This is a genomic window from Streptomyces sp. NPDC002092 (assembly GCF_053593775.1).
In genome coordinates this window covers 371,931-391,448 of record NZ_JBSFDG010000001.1, presented here as the reverse complement: position 1 = coordinate 391,448, position 19,518 = coordinate 371,931, and the positions used below count along the sequence as shown (strand labels likewise).

Here is a 19,518-nt window from a genome sequence, read left to right as displayed (position 1 = left end):
TCACGACACGCACTTTTCGGGCATAAGCCGTATTTACGTCGATCTTAGGTCGACTGCTCAGCTCATGCCTCCGCGAGTTCGGCGTACAGCTGCGAGAGCTCTGGCACCCCGCCGGCCGCCCACTCGTGCCCGGAGGTCACGACGTCGAACTCGCGGCCCGAGGCGAGCCGTACGACGGGCTGGCCGTCCGGCCAGAGCTCCCAGGCGGCGCCGGGCACGGTGCGCACGATGACCGTGCCGAGATAGAGCCCGGCGTCGTTGCCGAGCCAGTGCAGCACCTCGGGGTCGTCCCGCCAGCGCGGCAACAGCTGGTCGAGTGCCTCCAACGAGGCTGCGGAGTCGTCGAGTTGGACGCCCTCCTGGGACGCCTGCGAGCGGAGCAGCTCGCACTCGGAGAGGAGTTCGGCGATGCCCTCCGGGTCGGGGATGCCGTGCTTTTCATGCCGGTGGCCCAGAAAAGGGATCTTCATACCTCCCAGCGTGTCATTCGCACCGGCGTGCGCACCACAGGCGCGCGGGCGGTCACTTCGGGGCTATTTCGCGGCGACTCCGAGCATGGCGCGTTGACGGGTCCCTCACGTCTCTCTAGCTTCACGATGCGTCTTTCGTCCCACCGGTGAGCGGGAGGAGTCGGCCGTGCGTCGACGTGTGCGGGGATTCGCGGTTGCCATCGTCTCGTTCGCCTTCCTGACGCCTGCCGTGTCGGCGGGGGCCGCTGCCGGCGACGGGGCACAACCACAGCCGCTGGAGCGGCTCTTCGACAACGTTGCCGTCGGCGACGATGCCCGCCCGGGTCCGGCGAACCTCGACGGCTACGGGGGTTCCCTGTCGGCACAGGACCTGACGGCCGCGGGCTGGACGCCCGGCCGGGCCCTCACCGTGCAGGGTGCCCGGCTGACCTGGCCGCGGCGGCTGCCGGGCGAGCCGGACAACGTACTCGCCGCCGGACAGTCGGTGCGGGTCGGCGGACGCGGCGACGCGCTCGCCTTCCTGGTGGCGGGCACGGGCGGGGCCGGCGCGAGCGGCACGGGCTCGGTCTCGTACCGGGACGGGACCCGTTCCTCGTACGCACTGACCGCTCCCGACTGGCGCACCGGCCCGCTCGCCACGAAGGCGGTGGCGCTGCCGCACATCGACACACCCGGCGGTCAACTCGCCGAGCAGGCACGGCTGTACGTGGTGACCGTGCCGCTGGTTCGGGGGCTCCCGGTGGCCTCCGTGCAGCTGCCGCGCGCTGCCGGTCTGCATGTCTTCGCGCTGGCCGTGCGGTCCTCGGGCGAGGGCTGGACCGGCAGTTGGGCGGCCGCCACCTCCGGCGTCCGGGCCGTGGGGCCGTGGAGCGACCGGACGGTACGGCTGGTGGTGCACACGTCGGTCGGCGGGTCGCGGGTGCGGCTGCGGTTCGACAACACGTTCGCGGCGGCGCCGGTACGGATCGGTGGCGCGACAGTGGCCGTGCAGAAGGAGGGGGCCACGGCTCGGGGTGTGCCGCTGCCGCTGTCGTTCCGGGGCGGGGCGGGGGTCGAGATCCCGGCCGGAGCCCAGGCGTTCAGCGATCCGCTCGGCTTCCTGGTGCCCGCCGATGCGAACCTGCTGGTCAGCTTCCATCTGCCCGGGCCGGTGGCGGCGGCGCCCGTGCACCAGCTGGCGGTGCAGCGGTCGTATGTGAGCACCGCGGGCGACCATACGGCGGAGGGCTCCGGGGCGGCGTACACCACGACCCTGACCAGGTGGCCGTTGCTGACCGGGGTGGACGTGGGCGGTGGTCCGGGGTCGGTGGTGCTGCTCGGGGACTCGATCACCGACGGGGACAGGTCCACGACGGACGCGAACCGGCGGTGGCCGGATGTGCTGGCCGCACGGCTGCTCAAGCAGCGCGGGGTCCCGCGCTATGGGGTGCTCAACCAGGGGATCTCCGGGAACCGCGTGGTCTCCGACCGGTACCCCGGTGACGGCGTCTCCACGGACGGGGGCGGGGTCAGCGCCCTGAACCGCTTCGACCGCGATGTCCTCGCCCAGACCTCGGTGCGTACGGCGGTCGTCCTCGAGGGCGTGAACGACCTGCGGGGGCAGGCAACGGCGCAGCAGATCGTCGCCGGGTTGCAGGAGATCGCGGACCGGGGGCATGCGCGGGGCCTGCGGATGCTGGCCGGCACGATCCTGCCCTGCGAGGGCGAGGTGCGGTGCACGGCTGCCGTCGAGGCGGAGCGCTCCGCGGTGAATGCGTGGATCCGGGGGGCCGGGGTGTTCGATGCGGTGCTCGACTTCGATGCGGTGGTGCGGGATCCGCAGCGTCCGGGGCGGATGTTGGCTGGGTACGACAGTGGGGATCATCTGCATCCGGGGGACGCGGGGCTCGCCGCGATGGCCCGATCCGTGGATCTGCGCGCTCTGGTGCCGTGACCGCCCTGGGGGCTGCGCCCCCAGACCCCGCTTCGGCCTGGACGGCCTCGTCCTCAAACGCCGGACGGGCTGATGGGGCTGAGGCCGGCCTTGCCCGTGACCGCCCGACGGGCTGGAGGTGGCCGAAGCCACCTTGTCCGTGCACGCCCCACGGGCTGGAGGGCCCGAAGGGCCCGGACGCGTTGTTCTACACGTCCAGGTCCACCACCACCGGCGCATGGTCCGATGCGCCCTTGCCCTTGCGTTCCTCGCGGTCCACGTAGGCGTCCGTGACTGACTTGGCGAAGGGGGCGTTTCCGTAGACCAGGTCGATGCGCATGCCGCGGTTCTTGGGGAAGCAGAGTTGGCGGTAGTCCCAGTAGGTGAAGGGGTGCTCGTACTTGAGGGGGCGGGGGACCACGTCGGAGAGGCCGGCCTCGCGGAGGGACGCCAGGGCTGCGCGCTCGGCGGGGGTGACGTGGGTGAGGCCTTCGAAGGCGGCCACGTCGTAGACGTCGTCGTCCGTCGGGGCCACGTTGTAGTCGCCGAGCACGGCGAAGGGCCGGCTGCCGCCCGCGTCGCCGGCGACGGCGGCCTTGAGGGCCTCGAACCACTGGAGCTTGTAGGCGTAGTGCGGGTGGTCCACCTCGCGGCCGTTCGGCACGTACACCGACCAGACGCGGACCGGGCCGCAGGTCGCCGAGATGGCGCGGGGTTCCGGGGCGCCGTCGTAACCGGGGTCGCCGGGCAGGCCCTTGACGACCTCCTTGAGGCCGACGCGGGAGAGCACCGCCACGCCGTTCCACCGGCCGGTCGCGTGCACCGCCGCCTCGTAGCCGAGATCGCGCAGTTGGTCGAACGGGAACTGCTCCTCGGCCAGCTTGGCCTCCTGGAGGCAGAGCACGTCCGTGCCGCTGCTCTCCAGCCAGGCCAGGAGCCTCGGCAGGCGGGCGGTGATCGAGTTCACGTTCCAGGTCGCAATGCGCATGCCTCACAACCTACCGGGCCGGTCTGACAACGCGGCCGGCCCGCCCGCCGTGCATCCCGTCCTCAGACCTCCGCCGACTCTCCGGGTGCCAGCCGCAGGTGCTCCGCGCCGCCGAGGGTGCCGATCTGGCGGTCGTAGATGGGGCGGGCGAGGTCGGTGAGCAGGGCGTCGTGGATGTCGTAGGCGCGCTGCGGTTCGACCTCGCGGACGTAGTCGATGACCTCGGAGATCTTGCTCCAGGGTGCCTGCACGGGGAGCATCAGCGTCTCGACGGGGTGGTCGGGGACAGTGAGGGCGTCGCCGGGGTGGAAGACCTTGCCGCCGTCGAGGAGGTAGCCGACGTTCGTGATGCGCGGGATGTCCGGGTGGATGACGGCGTGCAGCTCGCCGTGGACCTGGATGTCGAAGCCCGCGGCGGTGAACGTGTCGCCGTGGCCCACGGTGTGCACGCGGCCCGGGAAGGCGGCGGAGATCTGCTCCGCGACCGAGGCGAGAGTCCAGATCTCGGCCGCCGGATCGGCCTCCAGGGCCGCTCGCAGCCGACCCTCGTCGAAGTGGTCGGGGTGCTCGTGCGTGACGAGGATCGCATCCGCGCCGAGCGCGGCGTCCTGCTCGCTGAACACGCCGGGGTCGAGGACGAGCGTGCGCCCGTCCTTCTCCAGACGGACGCAGGCGTGCGACTTCTTCGTGAGCTTCATGGCTCCCATCCTGCCCCGTTCGCGGGCGGCCGGGGCGGCTGAGAGTGGTGCTTTCGCTGCCCGGCTGACGATCACTCGGTGGGGGTCGTCTCCTCTCTTATGACCTGCTGGGCCACCTTGAACGCGCTGTTCGCCGCCGGCAGGCCGCAGTAGACGGCCGACTGCATCAGCACTTCCTTGATCTCGCTCGGGGTGAGGCCGTTGCGCAGGGCGGCGCGGGTGTGGAAGGCGAGTTCCTCCAGGTGGCCGCCCGCGACCAGGGTGGCCAGCGTCACGCAGCTGCGGGCACGCCGGTCGAGACCGGGCCGGTCCCAGATCTCACCCCACGCATAGCGGGTGATGAACTCCTGGAAGTCCCCGGAGAACTCGTCCGCCTGCGCCAGCGCGCGGTCGACGTGTGCGTCACCGAGCACTTCGCGGCGCACCTTGATGCCGGTGTCGTAGGGGTCGGGACGTCCGTTCACCGGCGGGGGCACGACGGCGGCCGGGGCTATCTCGGCGATCGGCGCGGGCTGGTGGGGCTGCGGGGACGGGGCGAGCACCGGCTTGGCGGGGGTCGCCGGAATGGCGATCTGCCCCGTGGACGACTCGACGTAGCCGGGCTGCCAGGCGGTGGAGAAGTGCCGGACCAGCAGGTCGGTCACCGCGGCGGGCTGCTCGACCGGCACCAGGTGGGAGGCGCCGGGGACGACGGCGAGGCGCGCGTCGGGTATGCCGGCGACCAGGGTGCGGGCCTCGGCGGGGCCGGTGACCTTGTCCTCCGAGCCGACGAGCACGAGGGTGGGCACGCCGACGCGTCCGAGTTCGGGCCGTACGTCGAACGCGGCAAGGGCCTCGCAGGCGGCGATGTAGCAGCCGGGGTCCGTGGTGCGGACCATCTGCACGGCCCAGTCGGTGATCGCGGGCTGCGCGGCGGCGAACCCGCCGGTGAACCAGCGGTCGGGCGAGGTCCGGGCGATGGGGTCGAGCCCGTTCGTCCGCACTATCACCCCGCGCTGGCGGAACTCGTCGGCCGTGCCGAAGCGGGGCGAGGCGGCGATCACCACGAGCGAGGCGAGCCGCTCGGGGTGGCGCAGGGCCAGCTCCAGACCGATCGCACCGCCGAGCGCACAGCCCGCGTAGCCGAAGCGCTGGACGCCGAGCCCGTCGAGCGTGGCCAGCAGCCGGGAGGCGAGTTCGTCCACCGAGCCCACCGGGTACGCGGGCGCGCCGCCGTGCCCCGGCAGATCGAAGCGGAAGACGCGCCACTGCTTCGCCAGCTCGGGCACCTGGCGGTCCCACATGTGCCATGTGGTACCCAGTGAGGGGCCCAAGATCAGGACGGGAGCCTCTTCTGGCCCGTCAAAGCGGTATTGCAGGGTGTTCGACGGTGTCTCACTCACGCCTCAGACCCTCTCACGTCTCACGAAATCTCACAGAGCCCGGGGAGCCCGGCGGCTCTTGCCCCTCTCGGCGCCGGGGGGCTTCGACGCCGGGCGTTTCCAACAAGTCCGCCACCACGGCATCTGGACCGGACACCGAGAAGGCCACCACGGTGACCGCGACTGCGACGGTCACCGGCGAACAGATCACCGGAACCGTCCTGCGGTGTCCCTCAAGCCCTGCCCGCACGTCCGTAGCAGTCCTTCGGGGAGGTGAAGGCAGGCGGACACCCCTGAGGGTTCGTCAGCGTCTACGGCCGCGGACGGTCCAGCCGCCTCCAATGCCTGCGAGGTGCAGCGCCAGAACTGTGAGACCGATCAACATGATGTTGGTCGAGGTGAAGGTGTGGTTGGTCGAGATATCTGCTGCGTTGATCAAAAAGGCGATGAAGAACAGGGCCGCAGAAGCGATCGCCAGCATGGTTTTGGTCTCCTCGTCGGATGATGTCTGTCCTGCGCTGCCCTCCGAATTCCCGCCGCCTGGCGACTCACACCGGCGGTGTCGCACAAGTCCGCGCAGACTCGTCGGCGCTGTAGCGGTTGGGCGGGGACATTTAGGGCAGGCGCATTTCATGGGCGCGACATACGTGCCGTGGAGAATGGCGGGGAGGGTGTCTGAATGTCCAGTGTTCCTTCGGTCACGACGACCCGTGTCGGCCGCTGTCTGGTGGCTTCCTTCGACGGCGAAATGGACTACCTGACCGGGCCGATGTTTCGAACCGAGTTCTTCAACCTCATCGATTCCGGCGAACGGTTCATCGTCCTGGACCTCGCCGGAGTCCCATTCTGCGATTCAGCGGGGCTCAACACCCTTCTGGCAGCCCGTCGGCGCGCCCATGAGTCCGGAGTGAGATTGGCGCTGACCAGCGTGCAGAGGCAGCTACGACAGCTGCTGAAGCTCACCGGCGTCGATAGGATTGTTGACCTGTACGACGCCGCGGAAGATGCCGTGCGAGGACATGCAGGCCACCTCGGAGACGATTCGAGAGACAAGAGAATTACCGGGCTTCAAACGAGGGTTGCATCACCCAGATGACCGACGGATTCTACATACGATTCACCCCTCACCCCAGCTCGCAGCGTTTTCAAACACTGAGTCGGGGCTGAGGGTACTTCTGGTCATGCGGTTCGGACTGCACGGGAGCTGCGGAAGCGGGTGAGTTCCCGCAGGGGCTTGCGTGGGCTCGGCCCGGCAGGGCGGATGAGAGCCACAGCAGTCGGCCGTCTGGATCGGTGACCACCTGCACGTTCACGCCGTGCCGGCGGTCGTCCATCCCCTCGAACTGAGGAGATCTTCGAAGCGGCCAGCTCCAAGACGGAGTTGGCCCGGTGGTTGTGCTCGTAGTCGATCGGACTCTCGTATCCACACATGCTGTGCAGTCGGTGTGTGTGGGAGAAGCCGGGGATCCAGGTCGCGATGCGCAGTCAGGCCTCGGTGCGGGTGGCGAACGTGTGCCGGGAGACGTACTCGACCTCCTGGTCAGGAGCTTCCGCGGTGAAGTCCCGCCGTACGAAGTCCGGGGCCGCCGGCCGTTTGCGGGGTTGGGTCAGCCCGCGCCGTCGGCGGACCTTCCGTCCGGCCAGGGCGAGTTCGGCCATCAGACGGGCGGCAGTGTTCACCGAGACCCGCCAGCCGCGCGGACCAGGAGGAGCCAGACCTTCGGGGAGCCGCAGGTGCCGCCGGAGCCCTCGAAGATGTGCCGGATCACGTCGGCCGGCTGCCCGTACCGGAGCTCACGCGCGGTGGTGGGCTTGTCGCGCCACTTGTTGAACCAGGACTCCGCAACGGGTCGGCGTCGTCCGATCAGCGTGCCGAGCCGGCGCCGGGTGGGGGGCTGCGCGAAGCCGAGCGGGCCGGGCTGGAGCGGCTGCGGCGGGATGCGGCGGAGAGAACAAAAGCGGATCCGCCAGCTGGAGATGGAGCGTGATGTCCCCAAGCGATGCATGGTCCTCTGGTGGAGTGGCCGAAGCGGCCGCGGCCGCCCCGGCCGCGTTCATCGGTAACCAGAGGACCATGCACCACGTCGCCGCCACCGCGACACCCAGCTGTGCCGCGTGCCGGAATGCACACCGAGCTCCCAGCGACCTGGGGACAGGCCTGCCCGTCAGATCCCTACGAGGGGGCGGACACGCGCCTGCTGGATGCCTGAGGCAAGAGCGGCAAGGGCGGCACGATTGCCTTCAACGGTCGGTCGGCTGCATCGGCTCACCGCCGGCCAAGCACGCGCTGCCGCCGCCGATCCCCGCCACCGGCGAGTGTGAGACGTGCTCGGCGCGTACCACCACAGCGTAGGAGCCGAGGCCGAGGAGGCGGTCTCCGGAGATGTCGCCGAGGGCTGTGTACAGCGTGCGGATCTGACCGGTCGCCTTGTCGAAGGCGATGTCCTTGACGGTGCCGTGGACGGTGCCGCTTTCGGTCAGGACGCGCCGGCCGAGAGCCTCGTGGTGAACCGGAAAGACGCTCTGGCCCGGATCAACGGCGATACGGGAACGCACGATGACAGCGTCCGGTCCCACACCTCCGATCGCGCTCCAGCCGATGGTCTCAGCGTGCTTCGGTGCCCCGGAGAGACACAGGCAGGCGATTCTCCTGGTGCGCGCGTCGATGGTGAGGCCTTCCACTCGCCCAAGCGGTTCGGCCTCTTCGGCGGTGATCACAGGAAGGCCCTGGACCTGGGTGAACAGCATCATGCGTGGCCTCCTTCTCCGGCGGTCGTGCCCGCGTACGGCTCTGCGGCATGCGCGTGGAAGGCCTCGACCTGGGCGCTGAAGCTGGGGAGGTCGTCAGCGACGAAGTGTCGGGCGTGCGCGGGGACGACCAAGGCTCGCCCGGAGACGGCGAGTGTCTCTCCTCGTGGGATGAAGACCTTCCGCTGCTCGTGGTCCAGGTTCTCGTTGGCGGCGATCTCAAAGCCGATCACGCGTCCGCTGCTGCCGGCCTCGATCACGATGTCCAGGACCGTGCCGATCTCGGTCCCCTGGTCGACGAGGACGGGGGCGCCGATGACCTGGCCGTGGCCGGCTTCGTCGGCTCCCGCGACCATGTCCCTTTTCTCCAGGGCCGTCTCACTGGGGATCATCACGGCGGACGGTCCGATGGCGTGTACTTCGGAGAAGGGCAGGCTCTCCTTGAGGGGGCCGGCCAGCAGGCCGCGGCCGCTCAGGGTGAAGCCGGTGATCCGGCCCGCCCGTGCGTCGAAGACGGTGTCCCTGATCTGGGCCACGGCCTCGCCGCCCAGCGTCACGACCACCCGCTTGGTCAGCTCTGAGGCGAGCATGAAAGTGTTCACCGCGGACCCTCCCGACGGGCCACGTCACCCGAACGCACCGCGATCACCGTGCCGCTACGGCGTCTGGCCTGAACCGCCAGCACCGCTGCGGTGATCACACCCGCCACCGCGATGAGGAAGATCACCCAACTCCACCACTCCATCGCCGACATCCTCCGTCAATTCGCCATGGCCGTCGTTCTGTCCGGCCGTCCCTGGGCTATTCGCTTGCCCGCGGTACGGGCTCGCACGCCTGCCATGGGCGGAGTCGGCGGGCCGGGTCACCCCCCCCCCCCCGGGGAGTGACCTAACGGGGCAGGCCTACGACAGTGACGAGGAACTCGTCGATCCGGCGTACGGCGGCATGAACTGGTCGTGGTCGACGGGCTTGGTGACGTAGGCGTAGGCGTGCCGTTTGTAGCTGCGCAGGATGTCTTCCGCTGTCGAGGATGTCGTCAGGACGACCGGGATGTGCATCCTCGCTGTCCGGGCCGGCGCCCGAGCCGGAGGGCAGGTGAAGCAGAAGCCCAGGCCCCTTGGTTCCACCAGGTCGAGGATGTTGTGAGCGAAAATGTCGTGTCCGCAGGCGGGTTGGTGGCCGTGCGCGCCCGTACCGCTGTGGATCGGGCCGCGTGTCCGGAATGCGGGACGCTGACGGTTCGGGTGCACTGCCGGTACGGACGTCGGCTCGCCGACAGTGCGGTCGGGCGGCGTCCCGTGCTGATCGAGTCACGGGTACGGCGGCTCCGCTACGGCGAACGTGCCTGTGAGCGCGCCACGTTCGCTGAGCATGTTGACGGGCTGACCCTCCGACGCGGCGGCGAAGCACCGGCCCGCAGGCAGTACTTGAGCGTGTCGTGGTGCTGCCGGCCGTCCGGGCCGGCGCACCCGCCTGTCCCGGACCCTGACGGTCGCGGTGAGCAGGTGGACGCTGATGCGGCTGATCCGCCGCCTGCCCGAGCCCGAGACGACGACACCGCGAGTCCTCGGGGTGGACGAGTTCGCCCTGCGCAAGCCCGAGACGGGGACACCGCCACGGCACGATTCTGATCGGCATCGAGACACGCCGGCCCATCGACCTGTTGCCGGATCGGGCGACCGCGACGGTGACCCTCCTCGGCCCTGGCACTGAAAGTGATCCAGAACCACTGTTCGGCTGTCGCCGGCAGACCTGACTGAACGGCCCGTTGGGGGGTATCGGTGGCTCTACCGCGCCGCACCTGGGGAGGTCTGGCGCGGTCTCTGGTCGGCCTCTGTCCCGTCGTTTCCCCCGTGGCGACGGGACAGAGGCCTTCCGCCTCCGTATTTCAGAGCTGCGCGTCGGAGGTGGGCCAAGCCACCACGAGTGGTTCGCCACACGTCTGAGCGCCGCCCCGGACCGCCGACCAGCGGGAAGCGCTGCCGGGCACGGGCCGGCGCTCCCATGCACCTTCGACAGCAGAAGGGACCACATGACCGACGTGGAGGTGACGGACCCCGACAGCGGCGGATGCCGCGCGCCCGAGGCGGCAACCTCGGGGGCCCGGTGGCGGGCTTGGTTTCTGCAGGGCGTGAGTGAGCGGACGGCCCGGCACCCCGGCCCGCACCGTACGCCGCACCCCGAGCACGAGGGGCACCGGTGGTGGCGGGTGATGTGCCTGACCGGCGTCGACTACTTCTCCACGCTCGGCTATCAGCCCGGCATCGCCGCACTCGCGGCCGGCCTGCTGTCTCCCCTCGCCACCTTGGTCCTGGTCGCGCTGACCCTGTGCGGTGCACTGCCGGTCTACCGGCGGGTGGCGCACGAGAGCCCGCACGGTGAGGGCTCGATCGCCATGCTGGAACGGCTGCTGCCCTGGTGGGCCGGGAAGATCTTCGTCCTGGTGCTGCTCGCCTTTGCCGCCACCGACTTCATGATCACCATCACCCTGTCCGCCGCGGACGCCACTGCGCACGTGGTCGAGAACCCGCTCGCCCCCCACTGGCTGCACGGCACCAACCTGTCGATCACGCTGGTCCTCATCGGCGTACTCGCGGCCATCTTCCTCAAGGGCTTCCGCGAGGCCATCGGTATCGCCGTGCCCCTGGTGGGCACCTACTTGGCCGTCAATGTCGTCGTGCTCGCCGTCGCCGCCTGGCACCTCGTCGCTCACCCGGTACGAATTCGCGACTGGGCGGACGCCATGACGGCCGCGCACAGCTCCCCGTGGGCCATGGCGGGCGTGGCCCTGCTGGTCTTCCCGAAGCTCGCCCTGGGCATGTCCGGCTTCGAGACCGGAGTCGCGGTGATGCCGCAGGTCCAGGGGGACCCGTCCGACACGTATGAGAGGCCCGAAGGCCGCATCCGAGAGACGCGCCGACTGCTCACCACGGCCGCCGTCACCATGAGCTGCCTGCTCCTGCTGTCCAGTCTGACGACGGCGATCCTCATCCCGCAGGACGCCTTCAAGAGCGGCGGACCCGCCAACGGCCGCGCCCTCGCCTATCTGGCACACCAGTACCTCGGGGAGGCGGGCGGCACGGCGTACGACGTGGCGACCATCGCCATCCTGTGGTTCGCCGGCGCGTCCGCGCTCGCCGGCCTGCTGAACCTCGTCCCCCGCTACCTCCCGCGCTACGGCATGGCGCCCGAATGGACGCGGGCCGTACGCCCGCTGGTGCTCGTGTTCATGGGAGCGGCCGTGCTCATCACGCTCTGTTTCCACGCCAACGTCGACAAGCAGAGCGGGGCCTACGCCACCGGCATGCTGGTGCTGATGCTGTCGGCGTCCTTCGCCTCCACGGTCGCTGCGCACCGTCGGCACCATCAGTGGGCGACCCTCGGCTTCGCCGTGGTCACCGCCGTCTTCGGCTACACCCTCGTCGCCAACGTGGTCGAACGGCCCGACGGCATCAAGATCGCGGCCATCTTCGTCGTGGCGATCCTGGTCACCTCCTTCGGTTCACGCGTGCACCGGGCGTTCGAACTGCGGGTCACGGACGTCCGTCTGGATGAGCAGGCGCGACGTATCGTGGACCGGGCCGCCGCGGAAGGTCCACTGCAACTGATCGCCCATGAGCCGCCCGAGCACCACGGTCAGGCCCCGGCGTGCACCCCGCAGGCGCTCACCGGGGCCCCCGTCAGCGGCCTGCCCCTCTTCCTGCAAGTGTCCGTGCGGGATTCATCGGACTTCACGGCGGACGTCACCGTTCACGGCACCGAGCGGGACGGAGCGGCCCGGCTAAGGATGCAGGGCCCGACGATCCCCAACACCATCGCGGCCGTCCTGCTGGCGCTGCGGGACCGCACGGACGAGGTTCCGCATGTGTACTTCAGCTGGTCCGAGGGCGGGCCGGTAGGCCGTCTGCTCCGTTTCCTGGTCTTCGGCGACGGCGAAGTGGCCACGGTCACCCGCGAGGTGCTGCGCCGCGCCGAGCCGGACCCGGAGCGACGGCCGCGCGTGCACGTGAGCTGAGTTCAACCGTCCTGGTGAGCGCGGAGGACGAGCATGGCACGGGCTTCGACCTCCACCTCACTGCCGCCCTTGATCAGCGGCCGGTACTCGGTGTACGGGATGGCGGTGTCCACCTCCACCGCCCACCACGGACCGAGCCCATGAGGAACAGTGAAGGCGAGCGCCTGGCTGTGGGCGTTGAAGAGCAGGAGGAACGAGTCGTCCTCCACCCGTAGCCCGCGGAGATCCGGTTCGGTGATGGCCTTGCCGTTGAGGTGGACCATGAGGGACCTGGCGAAGCCTGTCTCCCAGTCGGTGTCGGTCATCTCGAGCCCCGCAGGCGTGAACCAGGCGATGTCCTTCACCACGTTGCCCGACGCATGCGCCGCCCGTCCCTGGAAGAACCGTCGCCGGCGGAAGACGGGATGGTCACGCCGCAGGTTGATCAGCTTGCGGGTGAAGTCGAGAAGCTCGCTTCCCTCGGGAACATTGGGCCAGTCGATCCAGGTCAGTTCGTTGTCCTGGCAGTAGGCGTTGTTGTTGCCGCGCTGGGTCCGGCCGAGTTCGTCTCCGTGCAGCAGCATGGGCACGCCCTGGGAGAGCAGCAGGGTGGCGAGGAGGTTGCGCTGCTGGCGGGCGCGCAGGGCCAGGATGCCCCGGTCGTGAGTGGGGCCCTCGGTACCGCAGTTCCAGGAGCGGTTGTGGTTCTCGCCGTCGCGGTTGTCCTCGCCGTTGGCCTGGTTGTGCTTGCCGTTGTACGAGACCAGATCGCGCAGGGTGAAGCCGTCGTGCGCGGTGACGAAGTTGATGGAGGCATAAGGCCGACGGCCGTCGTTCTGGTACAGGTCGGAGGAGCCGGTGAGGCGGGAGGCGAACTCGCCGAGTGTGCCGCCCTCACCCCGCCAGAAGTCGCGTACGGTGTCGCGGTACTTGCCGTTCCACTCGGTCCACAGCGGCGGGAAGTTGCCGACCTGGTAGCCGCCGTCGCCCACGTCCCAGGGCTCGGCGATGAGCTTCACCTGGGAGATGACCGGGTCCTGCTGGACGAGGTCGAAGAACGACGACAGCCGGTCCACCTCGTGGAACTGCCGGGCCAGGGTGGCAGCCAGGTCGAAGCGGAAGCCGTCGACGTGCATCTCGGTCACCCAGTACCGCAGCGAGTCCATGATCAACTGCAGAGTGTGTGGGTGATTCATCCGCAGGCTGTTGCCCGTGCCGGTGGTGTCCCAGTAGAAGCGGGGGTCCTGATCGGACAGGCGGTAGTAGGCCGCGTTGTCCAGGCCGCGCAGCGACAGCACGGGGCCGAGGTGGTTCCCCTCGGCGGTGTGGTTGTAGACGACGTCGAGAATGACCTCGATGCCTGCCTCGTGCAAGGTCTTGACCATCGACCGGAACTCCTGCACCTGCTCGCCCCGCTGCCCGGACGAGCAGTAGGCGTTGTGCGGGGCGAAGAAGCCGATGGTGTTGTACCCCCAGTAGTTCGACAGGCCCTTTTCCATCAACGCGTGGTCGTGGACGAACTGGTGGACCGGCATCAGCTCCACCGCGGTGACGCCCAGCGTGACGAAGTAGTCCACCATGGCCGGGTGCGCCAGCGCCGCGTACGTACCGCGGATCGCCTCCGGTATGGCCGGATGGGTCTTCGTCATCCCCTTCACGTGGGCCTCGTAGATGACCGTCTCGTGATACGGGGTCCGTGGCGGGTGATCACTGCCCCAGTCGAAGAAGGGGTTCACCACCACCGACTTGGGTGCGTACGGGGCGGAGTCCAGACCGTTTCGTCGGCCGGGGGCATCGAAGTGGTACGGGAAGAGCGCCTCGTTCCACTCGAACTCGCCCTCGATCGCTTTGGCGTACGGATCGAGCAGCAGTTTGTTGTGGTTGCAGCGCTCACCACGCTCTGGTCGGTACGGTCCGTGCACCCGGAATCCGTAGCGTCGGCCCGGACCGACGTCCGGCAGATAGATGTGGTGGACGAATCCGTCCACCTCTTTCAGCGTGACACGCTCCTCGGCGTCGTCCTCGTCGAAGAGACACAGCTCCACGCGCTCCGCCACCTCGGAGAACACGGCGAAGTTCGTCCCGGCACCGTCGAAGGTCGCGCCCAACGGGGACATCCGGCCGGGTCGCGAGCCTACCTCAGTGCTCTCTTGCCATATACGCATGATCACGCGCCTCCCGAGCAAGGATGGTGGGCAGCCCGCACCCGTCGTTCCCTTTTGCCCGTGTTACGGGTGAGCATGCACGCAAGCCTGCTCTGTACAGGCAGGGGTGGGTGACGAAGTGTCAATCCCCTGGCTGTGTCGGTGGCCTCTGAAAAGTGGTTCTGGATCACTTTCCGTGCCGGGCCACCGAGGGTCACCTCAAGCGCGGCGCTCGGCGCGGGCCCAAGCGGTGGCCACGTGCCGGTAGTCGCCCGAGCGGGATACTCCGAGCACGCGGCAGATCCGCTTGCCGCCGAACCTGGCGTGGCCAGCTCCTCCGCCTCGCTTCGCCCGCGTCACGACGTCCGGGCACCCCTGGGCCTCGTCCTTGCCGACCCACGTCCGCAGCGACTCCGCGGTGATCCCGAGATCCGCGGCCACCGCCGCGTGAGTCCGCTTCCCGGCCGCGGCGTGGTGGAGCGTGACGGCGTCCTTCCTGAACTCATCCGGATACCGGGACTTACGTCCCGCCTGGACATCCCTCCCCGGATCATCGAGATCCATTGTCGGGGTGTCCATTCCAAAGGATCAGCCTCATCGAGCCGCCTCACCCGTCGTGGTGTTCACGGTCTCACGGCCCTGACCGAGGAGAGCTTCACAGGCTGCGTCCGCAGTGTCGAATATCCGGCAGCTCATGCTGACCCCTGTCAGGTCGAGCAGACGTCGCACCAGTTCGCTGGGGGCGGCCAGTGTCACGGATCCATCGATGTTCCGCACCTCGTTGAGCGCTCGAATGATGACGCTCATTCCAGAGGAATCCATGAACGGTACTTCCGCCAAGTCCAGCACCAGATGACGTCGTCCGTGCACCACCTGGCCGGCGAGCTGATGCTGGAGGACGAGGCCGGTGTCGACGTCCAGCTCCCCATTGACGGTGATGATCGCGGCGTCGGAGCTGATCACGGACACCTCGACACTCAGACCTGTTGGTTCGGTCACGAGCTCTCCTCGAACGGGCTCTACACGGCAGCGGCTCTGCTACCCCGTCCGGCTGCCTTCATCCATGCACGCACCGAGGAGGGTGCCGCTTCCGCAGGAAGCAGTCGGCCGTCGACTGCTGGAGTTCTGGCGCGAGAAGCACGAAGGCGATGGCGCCACAAGTCACCACCGCCAAGAACAGCAGCCGGGCCAAGCCCGAGCACGGCGCCCGCACTCTTCGCACTCCTACGCGGCGCACACCGCGCGTCCTGGGTACGCGCCACACCGCACGCCGAACAACTGGGGCCCCGGCGGACCGGGGCCCCTGGATGAGCCGACTCGATGAGCTTCAGGCGTTCTTGTCGCGCGTGGGAAGCCGCTCCAGCAGTCCACGCAGGTCGTCGGCGTGCTCTTCCTCCTGGGCGAGCAGCTCCTCGAACACCCGCCTGGTCGTCGGGTCATCGTTCCCGAGCCACTGCACGATCTCCGTGTAGGAGGCCACGGCAACGCGCTCGGCGACCAGGTCCTCCTTGAGCATCTCGACCAGGTCCGTGCTGGCGTCGTACTCGGCGTGGGCACGCTTGGTAAGGGTGTCGGGATCGAAGTCCGGCTCGCCACCGAGCTGGACGATGCGCTCCGCGAGCTTGTCGGCGTGTTCCTGTTCCTCCTTGGCGTGCTCCAGGAACTCCGCGGCCACCGGCTCCGAGTACAGGCCGGACGCGGTGTAGTAGTGCCGCTTGTACCGCAACGTGCACACGATCTCCGTGGCCAGCGCTTCGTTCAGCACCTTCAGGACGCGTTCGCGGTCCGCGCCGTACGCGTCCGTCACCGGCCCTTTGTCGATCTCCTGACGGGCACGCTTCCTGATAGTTTCGATGTCGGTGAGGAACTCAGCCACGACAGAGGAACCGCCTTTCGCAACGCACGCCGGATACGTCCCGGCATGACTACTGTTGTGGTTCGCCGCTTACCCGCTCCGCGGTCATGTACTACTCCAGCACTCAGCAGTCATGCTCCATCTCCGCCTGGTAAAGCAGCCCCTTGACGACCCCGGACCGGACAGGCCGACGCCGACGAAACCGAACGGGGCGGTGTCGGATGATCAGCTCGGTGCGATGCCGGCTGACCGGGCCCGGAACGATGGACTGCAGCTGACCGGCAGGGACGGGCTGTTGCAGCTGCTGACCAAGCGGGTGCGGGAGCCCGCCCTGGAAGGCGAGATCACCGACCACGTCGGGTACGAGAAGCACGACCAGGCCGGGAGGAACAACGGCAATAGCCGCAACGGCACGCGGGGCGAAGACCGTGCTCACAGACGCCGGCCCGGCGGAGGCGAGGGTGCCCCGCGACACCGCCCGCACGTCTCAGCTGCTGCTGAGCATGCCCTTCCGCAGCCGGGCCAGGCATCGGGAGAGCAACCGCGAGACGTGCATCTGGGAGACGCCCAGGCTCTCGCCGATCTGGGCCTGAGTGAGTTCCTCGACGAACCTCATGTGGATGAGCTTGCGGTCCCGCTCGTCGAGTTCCGCGATCATGGGGGCGAGTGCGTGGAAGTCCTCCACCCGCTCCAGCGCCGCGTCCTCGGCACCGATGAAGTCCTGCAGGACGGCTTCACCGGCCTCACCGCCGCTGAGCGCGGCGTCCAGGGAGGAGGAGTTGTAGCCGTTGGAGGCCAGGCGGGCCTCGACCACCTCGTCCTCGGACAGGCTCATCAGCTCCGACAGCTCCTTGACCGTCGGGTCACGGTCCAGGCGGCTGCGCAGTTCCTCCGTCGCCTTGGCGAGCTGGACGCGGGCTTCCTGGAGCCGGCGCGGGACATGTACGGCCCAGGTGGTGTCGCGGAAGAACCGCTTGATCTCGCCGACGATGTACGGCACGGCGAAGGAAGTGAACTCCACCTCGCGGGTCAGCTCGAAGCGGTCGATCGCCTTGATGAGGCCGATCATGCCGACCTGGACGATGTCCTCCATCTCCTCCGCACCCCGGCTGCGGAACCGGCCGGCTGCGTAGCGGACCAGGGACATGTTCATCTCGATCAGCGTGTTGCGCGCGTACTGGTACTCGGGCGTGCCCTCCTCCAGCACCGCCAGCTGCTCGAAGAACAGCCGCGACAGCTCACGGGCGTCCTTCGGCGCCACCTGGGAGGGGTTGGCGACCTGAGGCAGACCAACTGCGTCCGTGTCCGTCTTCGCCGCAGTCATCGTCGCCATGATGCTTCTCCTCCTCGATCGCCGCACGCTGCCGGCCTGCCTCGAGCCGACGATCGCGCGCCTTCCCCGACATCCACAGACCATGCACACCGACGACAACAAGCGTGTCGCCCGGCCGCGACGTCCGTGGCCGGCACGAGATCATTTCAAGACCGTGCACGCCGGAGAACGAGGAGGAGAGGGGCACGCGGGGGCAGACGCGCCAACCGAAGTCGAGGGTTCCGCATGCGGCCCGCGCCGCACAACGGTCGTACAAGGGGGCCGTTCACCGGCGCTCCCTCCTGGCAGCTGAATTGTTTGTTTCTGCTACCTGGGCCACGGCCCGCCGGGATTGTGCGGCTTGATCGTTTCGGGGAAGCAATCCTGTGTGGGCTGTGTGCACGCTCGCAGAGACCTCTCCCTGAGTGGTCGACACGCTGATTGGATGTGCTTGATCCGGTGGAAGCGGGAACGCCGCCGATGGCGATGAAGGACTACTCGGACGAGCTCAAGCCCGATGCCGTGGCCCTGAAGGCGGCGAGGGTGCGCAGGTAGGGGAGCTCGGGCGGGCATGCGGGAGCCGGTCAGCGAGGTCGGCTACCGGTCTCGCGGGTGATCGCGAGTGCGTTTCGGCCGCCAGGAGCCGGGTCTGCAGCAGGTTGTCGATCTGCGCGCCAAGGTCGTCGACAAAGGGCCGGGCGGCGCCTCCTACAGGTCCAGTGCACCCGAGCAAGCGTTTGACTCGCTGGGTGGTGCGCGCGGAGAGCGGGCACCTGCCGAGGCGGCCGAATATTGCGGGAAGTCCTCAGAAACTCCCTTATTCCGTCACCAATCCGAAGGAAGCGCTTGACCGTCGGAGAGGTGCCCACCTGCTTTGTACGAGGCTGTGAATCTGGGTTAGCCTGCGGCGTATTTTCTCATCGGGTGGCACCGTGAACTGCGGACACCGACACCGATCGCCGGGTCAGGCCGCGTGCCCGGCACTGGTTCCGAGTCCTCCGCCGGAGGGCTCATGGGAAGCGGAACAAGGATGCGCATGGCTGGCAAAGCGACCGAGACGGCCGACGCGACCCCAGGTAATGAGGAACTGAGAAGGCTGCTCGCGGGGTTGACGGCAGTGCGTGATGGAGACTTCGGTATCCGGCTCCCGGACGAATCCCCTGGGCTCATGGGGGACATCGCCACCGTCTTCAACGGCATGGTCGACCAGTTGTCCGTTTTCACCTCCGAAGTCACCCGGGTGGCGCGCGAGGTCGGCACCGAGGGCACCCTCGGCGGTCAGGCCCAGGTGCCCGGGGTCTCGGGCACCTGGGCCGATCTGACCGATTCCGTCAACGCGATGGCGGGCAACCTCACCACGCAGGTCCGCGACATCGCCCAGGTGGCCACCGCGGTGGCCAAGGGTGATCTGTCGCAGAAGATCGACGTGCCGGCGCGTGGCGAGATCCTTCAGCTCAAAGAGACCGTCAACACGATGGTGGACCAGCTCTCGGCGTTCGCGGACGAGGTCACCCGCGTGGCCCGTGAGGTGGGCACCGAAGGCCGTCTCGGCGGGCAGGCCCAGGTACCGGGCGTCGCCGGGGTCTGGCGGGACCTTACGGATTCGGTCAACTTCATGGCCGGCAATCTGACTGCTCAGGTCCGCAATGTCGCCCAGGTGACGACGGCGGTGGCGGAGGGTGATCTCTCACAGAAGATCACAGTGGACGCCCGGGGAGAGATCCTCGAACTGAAGAACACCATCAACACGATGGTGGACCAGCTCTCGGCGTTCGCGGACGAGGTCACGCGCGTGGCCCGCGAGGTGGGCACCGAGGGCCGTCTCGGCGGGCAGGCGGACGTCAAGGGCGTCAAGGGCACCTGGCGGGACCTTACGGATTCGGTCAACTTCATGGCCGGCAATCTGACTGCTCAGGTCCGCAATGTCGCCCAGGTGGCCACGGCGGTGGCGGAGGGTGATCTCTCACAGAAGATCACAGTGGACGCCCGGGGAGAGATCCTCGAACTGAAGAACACCATCAACACGATGGTGGACC

20 protein-coding genes and 3 pseudogenes are annotated in these 19,518 nt (G+C 68.6%); 6 read left to right on the top strand and 17 right to left on the bottom strand.

What is annotated here, in order from left to right:
- Positions 1-62 precede the first annotated feature (62 nt).
- A complete protein-coding gene (locus ACWCRD_RS01760) occupies positions 63-470 on the bottom strand; it encodes a DUF6278 family protein (protein ID WP_450963973.1) in 408 nt (135 codons plus the stop codon).
- Between the two features lie 166 nt (positions 471-636).
- Between ACWCRD_RS01760 and ACWCRD_RS01755 the strand changes: the two genes are divergently transcribed.
- Positions 637-2,403 carry an SGNH/GDSL hydrolase family protein gene (locus ACWCRD_RS01755; RefSeq protein WP_450963972.1) on the top strand — a complete coding sequence of 589 codons (1,767 nt, stop codon included), beginning with the start codon at positions 637-639 and terminating at the stop codon, positions 2,401-2,403.
- Positions 2,404-2,590: 187 nt separating this feature from the next.
- Here the strand turns inward: ACWCRD_RS01755 and ACWCRD_RS01750 are convergent, their stop codons facing one another.
- From ACWCRD_RS01750 to ACWCRD_RS01735, 4 genes are all read right to left on the bottom strand, one after another.
- On the bottom strand, positions 2,591-3,370 hold the full coding sequence (locus ACWCRD_RS01750; RefSeq protein WP_450963971.1) for an exodeoxyribonuclease III: 780 nt from the start codon (positions 3,368-3,370) through the stop codon (positions 2,591-2,593).
- 62 nt (positions 3,371-3,432) lie between these two features.
- Positions 3,433-4,068 carry an MBL fold metallo-hydrolase gene (locus tag ACWCRD_RS01745; protein ID WP_450963970.1) on the bottom strand — a complete coding sequence of 212 codons (636 nt, stop codon included), beginning with the start codon at positions 4,066-4,068 and terminating at the stop codon, positions 3,433-3,435.
- A gap of 71 nt (positions 4,069-4,139) precedes the next feature.
- A complete protein-coding gene (gene pcaDC / locus ACWCRD_RS01740; protein ID WP_450963969.1) occupies positions 4,140-5,450 on the bottom strand; it encodes a bifunctional 3-oxoadipate enol-lactonase/4-carboxymuconolactone decarboxylase PcaDC in 1,311 nt (436 codons plus the stop codon).
- Positions 5,451-5,733: 283 nt separating this feature from the next.
- Positions 5,734-5,910 (bottom strand): hypothetical protein, encoded by a 177-nt coding sequence (locus ACWCRD_RS01735; RefSeq protein WP_450963968.1) that lies wholly within the window; start codon positions 5,908-5,910, stop codon positions 5,734-5,736.
- Between the two features lie 198 nt (positions 5,911-6,108).
- Here ACWCRD_RS01735 and ACWCRD_RS01730 point away from each other — a divergent pair, with 198 nt between their 5' ends.
- Positions 6,109-6,525 carry an STAS domain-containing protein gene (locus ACWCRD_RS01730; RefSeq protein WP_450963967.1) on the top strand — a complete coding sequence of 139 codons (417 nt, stop codon included), beginning with the start codon at positions 6,109-6,111 and terminating at the stop codon, positions 6,523-6,525.
- A gap of 142 nt (positions 6,526-6,667) precedes the next feature.
- On the opposite strand, the pseudogene ACWCRD_RS01725 reads toward ACWCRD_RS01730, so the two are convergent.
- From ACWCRD_RS01725 to ACWCRD_RS01695, 7 genes and pseudogenes are all read right to left on the bottom strand, one after another.
- Positions 6,668-6,754, bottom strand: a pseudogene (locus ACWCRD_RS01725) (IS5/IS1182 family transposase); the annotation flags it as partial.
- 160 nt (positions 6,755-6,914) lie between these two features.
- Positions 6,915-7,109, bottom strand: a complete 195-nt coding sequence (locus ACWCRD_RS01720) for a hypothetical protein (RefSeq protein WP_450963966.1) — start codon at positions 7,107-7,109, stop codon at positions 6,915-6,917.
- A complete protein-coding gene (locus ACWCRD_RS01715) occupies positions 7,106-7,426 on the bottom strand; it encodes a hypothetical protein (RefSeq protein WP_450963965.1) in 321 nt (106 codons plus the stop codon). The genes ACWCRD_RS01720 and ACWCRD_RS01715 overlap by 4 nt, the downstream gene beginning before the upstream one ends.
- Positions 7,427-7,670: 244 nt before the next feature.
- Positions 7,671-8,180: a PRC-barrel domain-containing protein gene (locus tag ACWCRD_RS01710; protein WP_450963964.1), complete on the bottom strand. Its 510-nt coding sequence runs from the start codon at positions 8,178-8,180 to the stop codon at positions 7,671-7,673.
- On the bottom strand, positions 8,177-8,779 hold the full coding sequence (locus tag ACWCRD_RS01705; RefSeq protein WP_450963963.1) for a PRC-barrel domain-containing protein: 603 nt from the start codon (positions 8,777-8,779) through the stop codon (positions 8,177-8,179). Before ACWCRD_RS01705 ends, ACWCRD_RS01710 begins: the two co-directional genes overlap by 4 nt.
- On the bottom strand, positions 8,776-8,922 hold the full coding sequence (locus ACWCRD_RS01700; RefSeq protein WP_450963962.1) for a hypothetical protein: 147 nt from the start codon (positions 8,920-8,922) through the stop codon (positions 8,776-8,778). The genes ACWCRD_RS01705 and ACWCRD_RS01700 overlap by 4 nt, the downstream gene beginning before the upstream one ends.
- Positions 8,923-9,065: 143 nt before the next feature.
- A pseudogene (locus ACWCRD_RS01695) lies at positions 9,066-9,229 on the bottom strand (response regulator); the annotation flags it as partial.
- On the opposite strand from ACWCRD_RS01695, the gene ACWCRD_RS01690 reads away from it, so the two are divergent.
- Together ACWCRD_RS01690 and ACWCRD_RS01685 are read left to right on the top strand one after the other, a co-directional pair.
- On the top strand, positions 9,167-9,808 hold the full coding sequence (locus tag ACWCRD_RS01690) for a transposase family protein (RefSeq protein WP_450963961.1): 642 nt from the start codon (positions 9,167-9,169) through the stop codon (positions 9,806-9,808). The pseudogene ACWCRD_RS01695 and the gene ACWCRD_RS01690 sit on opposite strands and share 63 nt — an antisense overlap.
- 401 nt (positions 9,809-10,209) lie before the next feature.
- Positions 10,210-12,192, top strand: coding sequence for an amino acid transporter (locus tag ACWCRD_RS01685; protein ID WP_450963960.1), 1,983 nt, complete (start codon positions 10,210-10,212; stop codon positions 12,190-12,192).
- 2 nt (positions 12,193-12,194) lie between these two features.
- Here the strand turns inward: ACWCRD_RS01685 and glgX are convergent, their stop codons facing one another.
- The 4 genes from glgX to ACWCRD_RS01665 form a co-directional block, all read right to left on the bottom strand.
- Entirely contained in the window at positions 12,195-14,336 is a 2,142-nt protein-coding gene (glgX, locus tag ACWCRD_RS01680) for a glycogen debranching protein GlgX (protein WP_450963959.1), read from the bottom strand.
- Positions 14,337-14,534: 198 nt separating this feature from the next.
- Positions 14,535-14,894, bottom strand: a complete 360-nt coding sequence (locus tag ACWCRD_RS01675; protein ID WP_450963958.1) for a transposase — start codon at positions 14,892-14,894, stop codon at positions 14,535-14,537.
- A 15-nt stretch (positions 14,895-14,909) separates the two neighbouring features.
- Complete coding sequence (locus ACWCRD_RS01670; RefSeq protein WP_450963957.1) at positions 14,910-15,278, bottom strand: STAS domain-containing protein; 369 nt, start codon at positions 15,276-15,278, stop codon at positions 14,910-14,912.
- Between the two features lie 364 nt (positions 15,279-15,642).
- Positions 15,643-16,191 (bottom strand): ferritin-like domain-containing protein, encoded by a 549-nt coding sequence (locus tag ACWCRD_RS01665; protein WP_450963956.1) that lies wholly within the window; start codon positions 16,189-16,191, stop codon positions 15,643-15,645.
- 217 nt (positions 16,192-16,408) lie between these two features.
- Here ACWCRD_RS01665 and ACWCRD_RS01660 point away from each other — a divergent pair.
- Positions 16,409-16,655 (top strand): annotated as a pseudogene (locus tag ACWCRD_RS01660) (transposase); the annotation flags it as partial.
- Positions 16,656-16,657: 2 nt separating this feature from the next.
- On the opposite strand, the gene ACWCRD_RS01655 reads toward ACWCRD_RS01660, so the two are convergent.
- On the bottom strand, positions 16,658-17,503 hold the full coding sequence (locus tag ACWCRD_RS01655) for an RNA polymerase sigma factor SigF (protein WP_450963955.1): 846 nt from the start codon (positions 17,501-17,503) through the stop codon (positions 16,658-16,660).
- Positions 17,504-18,512: 1,009 nt separating this feature from the next.
- On the opposite strand from ACWCRD_RS01655, the gene ACWCRD_RS01650 reads away from it, so the two are divergent.
- Positions 18,513-19,518: HAMP domain-containing protein (locus tag ACWCRD_RS01650; protein ID WP_450963954.1), on the top strand; the 1,006-nt coding region annotated here is incomplete at its 3' end.

Bases quoted from the DNA above. Each gene is read 5' to 3' on its own strand.
- ACWCRD_RS01750 (WP_450963971.1), bottom strand. From the start codon at position 3,370: ATGCGCATTGCGACCTGGAACGTGAACTCGATCACCGCCCGCCTGCCG.
- ACWCRD_RS01730 (WP_450963967.1), top strand. From the start codon at position 6,109: ATGTCCAGTGTTCCTTCGGTCACGACGACCCGTGTCGGCCGCTGTCTG.
- ACWCRD_RS01745 (WP_450963970.1), bottom strand. From the start codon at position 4,068: ATGAAGCTCACGAAGAAGTCGCACGCCTGCGTCCGTCTGGAGAAGGAC.
- ACWCRD_RS01735 (WP_450963968.1), bottom strand. From the start codon at position 5,910: ATGCTGGCGATCGCTTCTGCGGCCCTGTTCTTCATCGCCTTTTTGATC.
- glgX (WP_450963959.1), bottom strand. From the start codon at position 14,336: ATGCGTATATGGCAAGAGAGCACTGAGGTAGGCTCGCGACCCGGCCGG.
- ACWCRD_RS01710 (WP_450963964.1), bottom strand. From the start codon at position 8,180: ATGATGCTGTTCACCCAGGTCCAGGGCCTTCCTGTGATCACCGCCGAA.
- ACWCRD_RS01685 (WP_450963960.1), top strand. From the start codon at position 10,210: ATGACCGACGTGGAGGTGACGGACCCCGACAGCGGCGGATGCCGCGCG.
- ACWCRD_RS01760 (WP_450963973.1), bottom strand. From the start codon at position 470: ATGAAGATCCCTTTTCTGGGCCACCGGCATGAAAAGCACGGCATCCCC.
- ACWCRD_RS01655 (WP_450963955.1), bottom strand. From the start codon at position 17,503: ATGGCGACGATGACTGCGGCGAAGACGGACACGGACGCAGTTGGTCTG.
- ACWCRD_RS01700 (WP_450963962.1), bottom strand. From the start codon at position 8,922: ATGGAGTGGTGGAGTTGGGTGATCTTCCTCATCGCGGTGGCGGGTGTG.
- ACWCRD_RS01675 (WP_450963958.1), bottom strand. From the start codon at position 14,894: ATGGACACCCCGACAATGGATCTCGATGATCCGGGGAGGGATGTCCAG.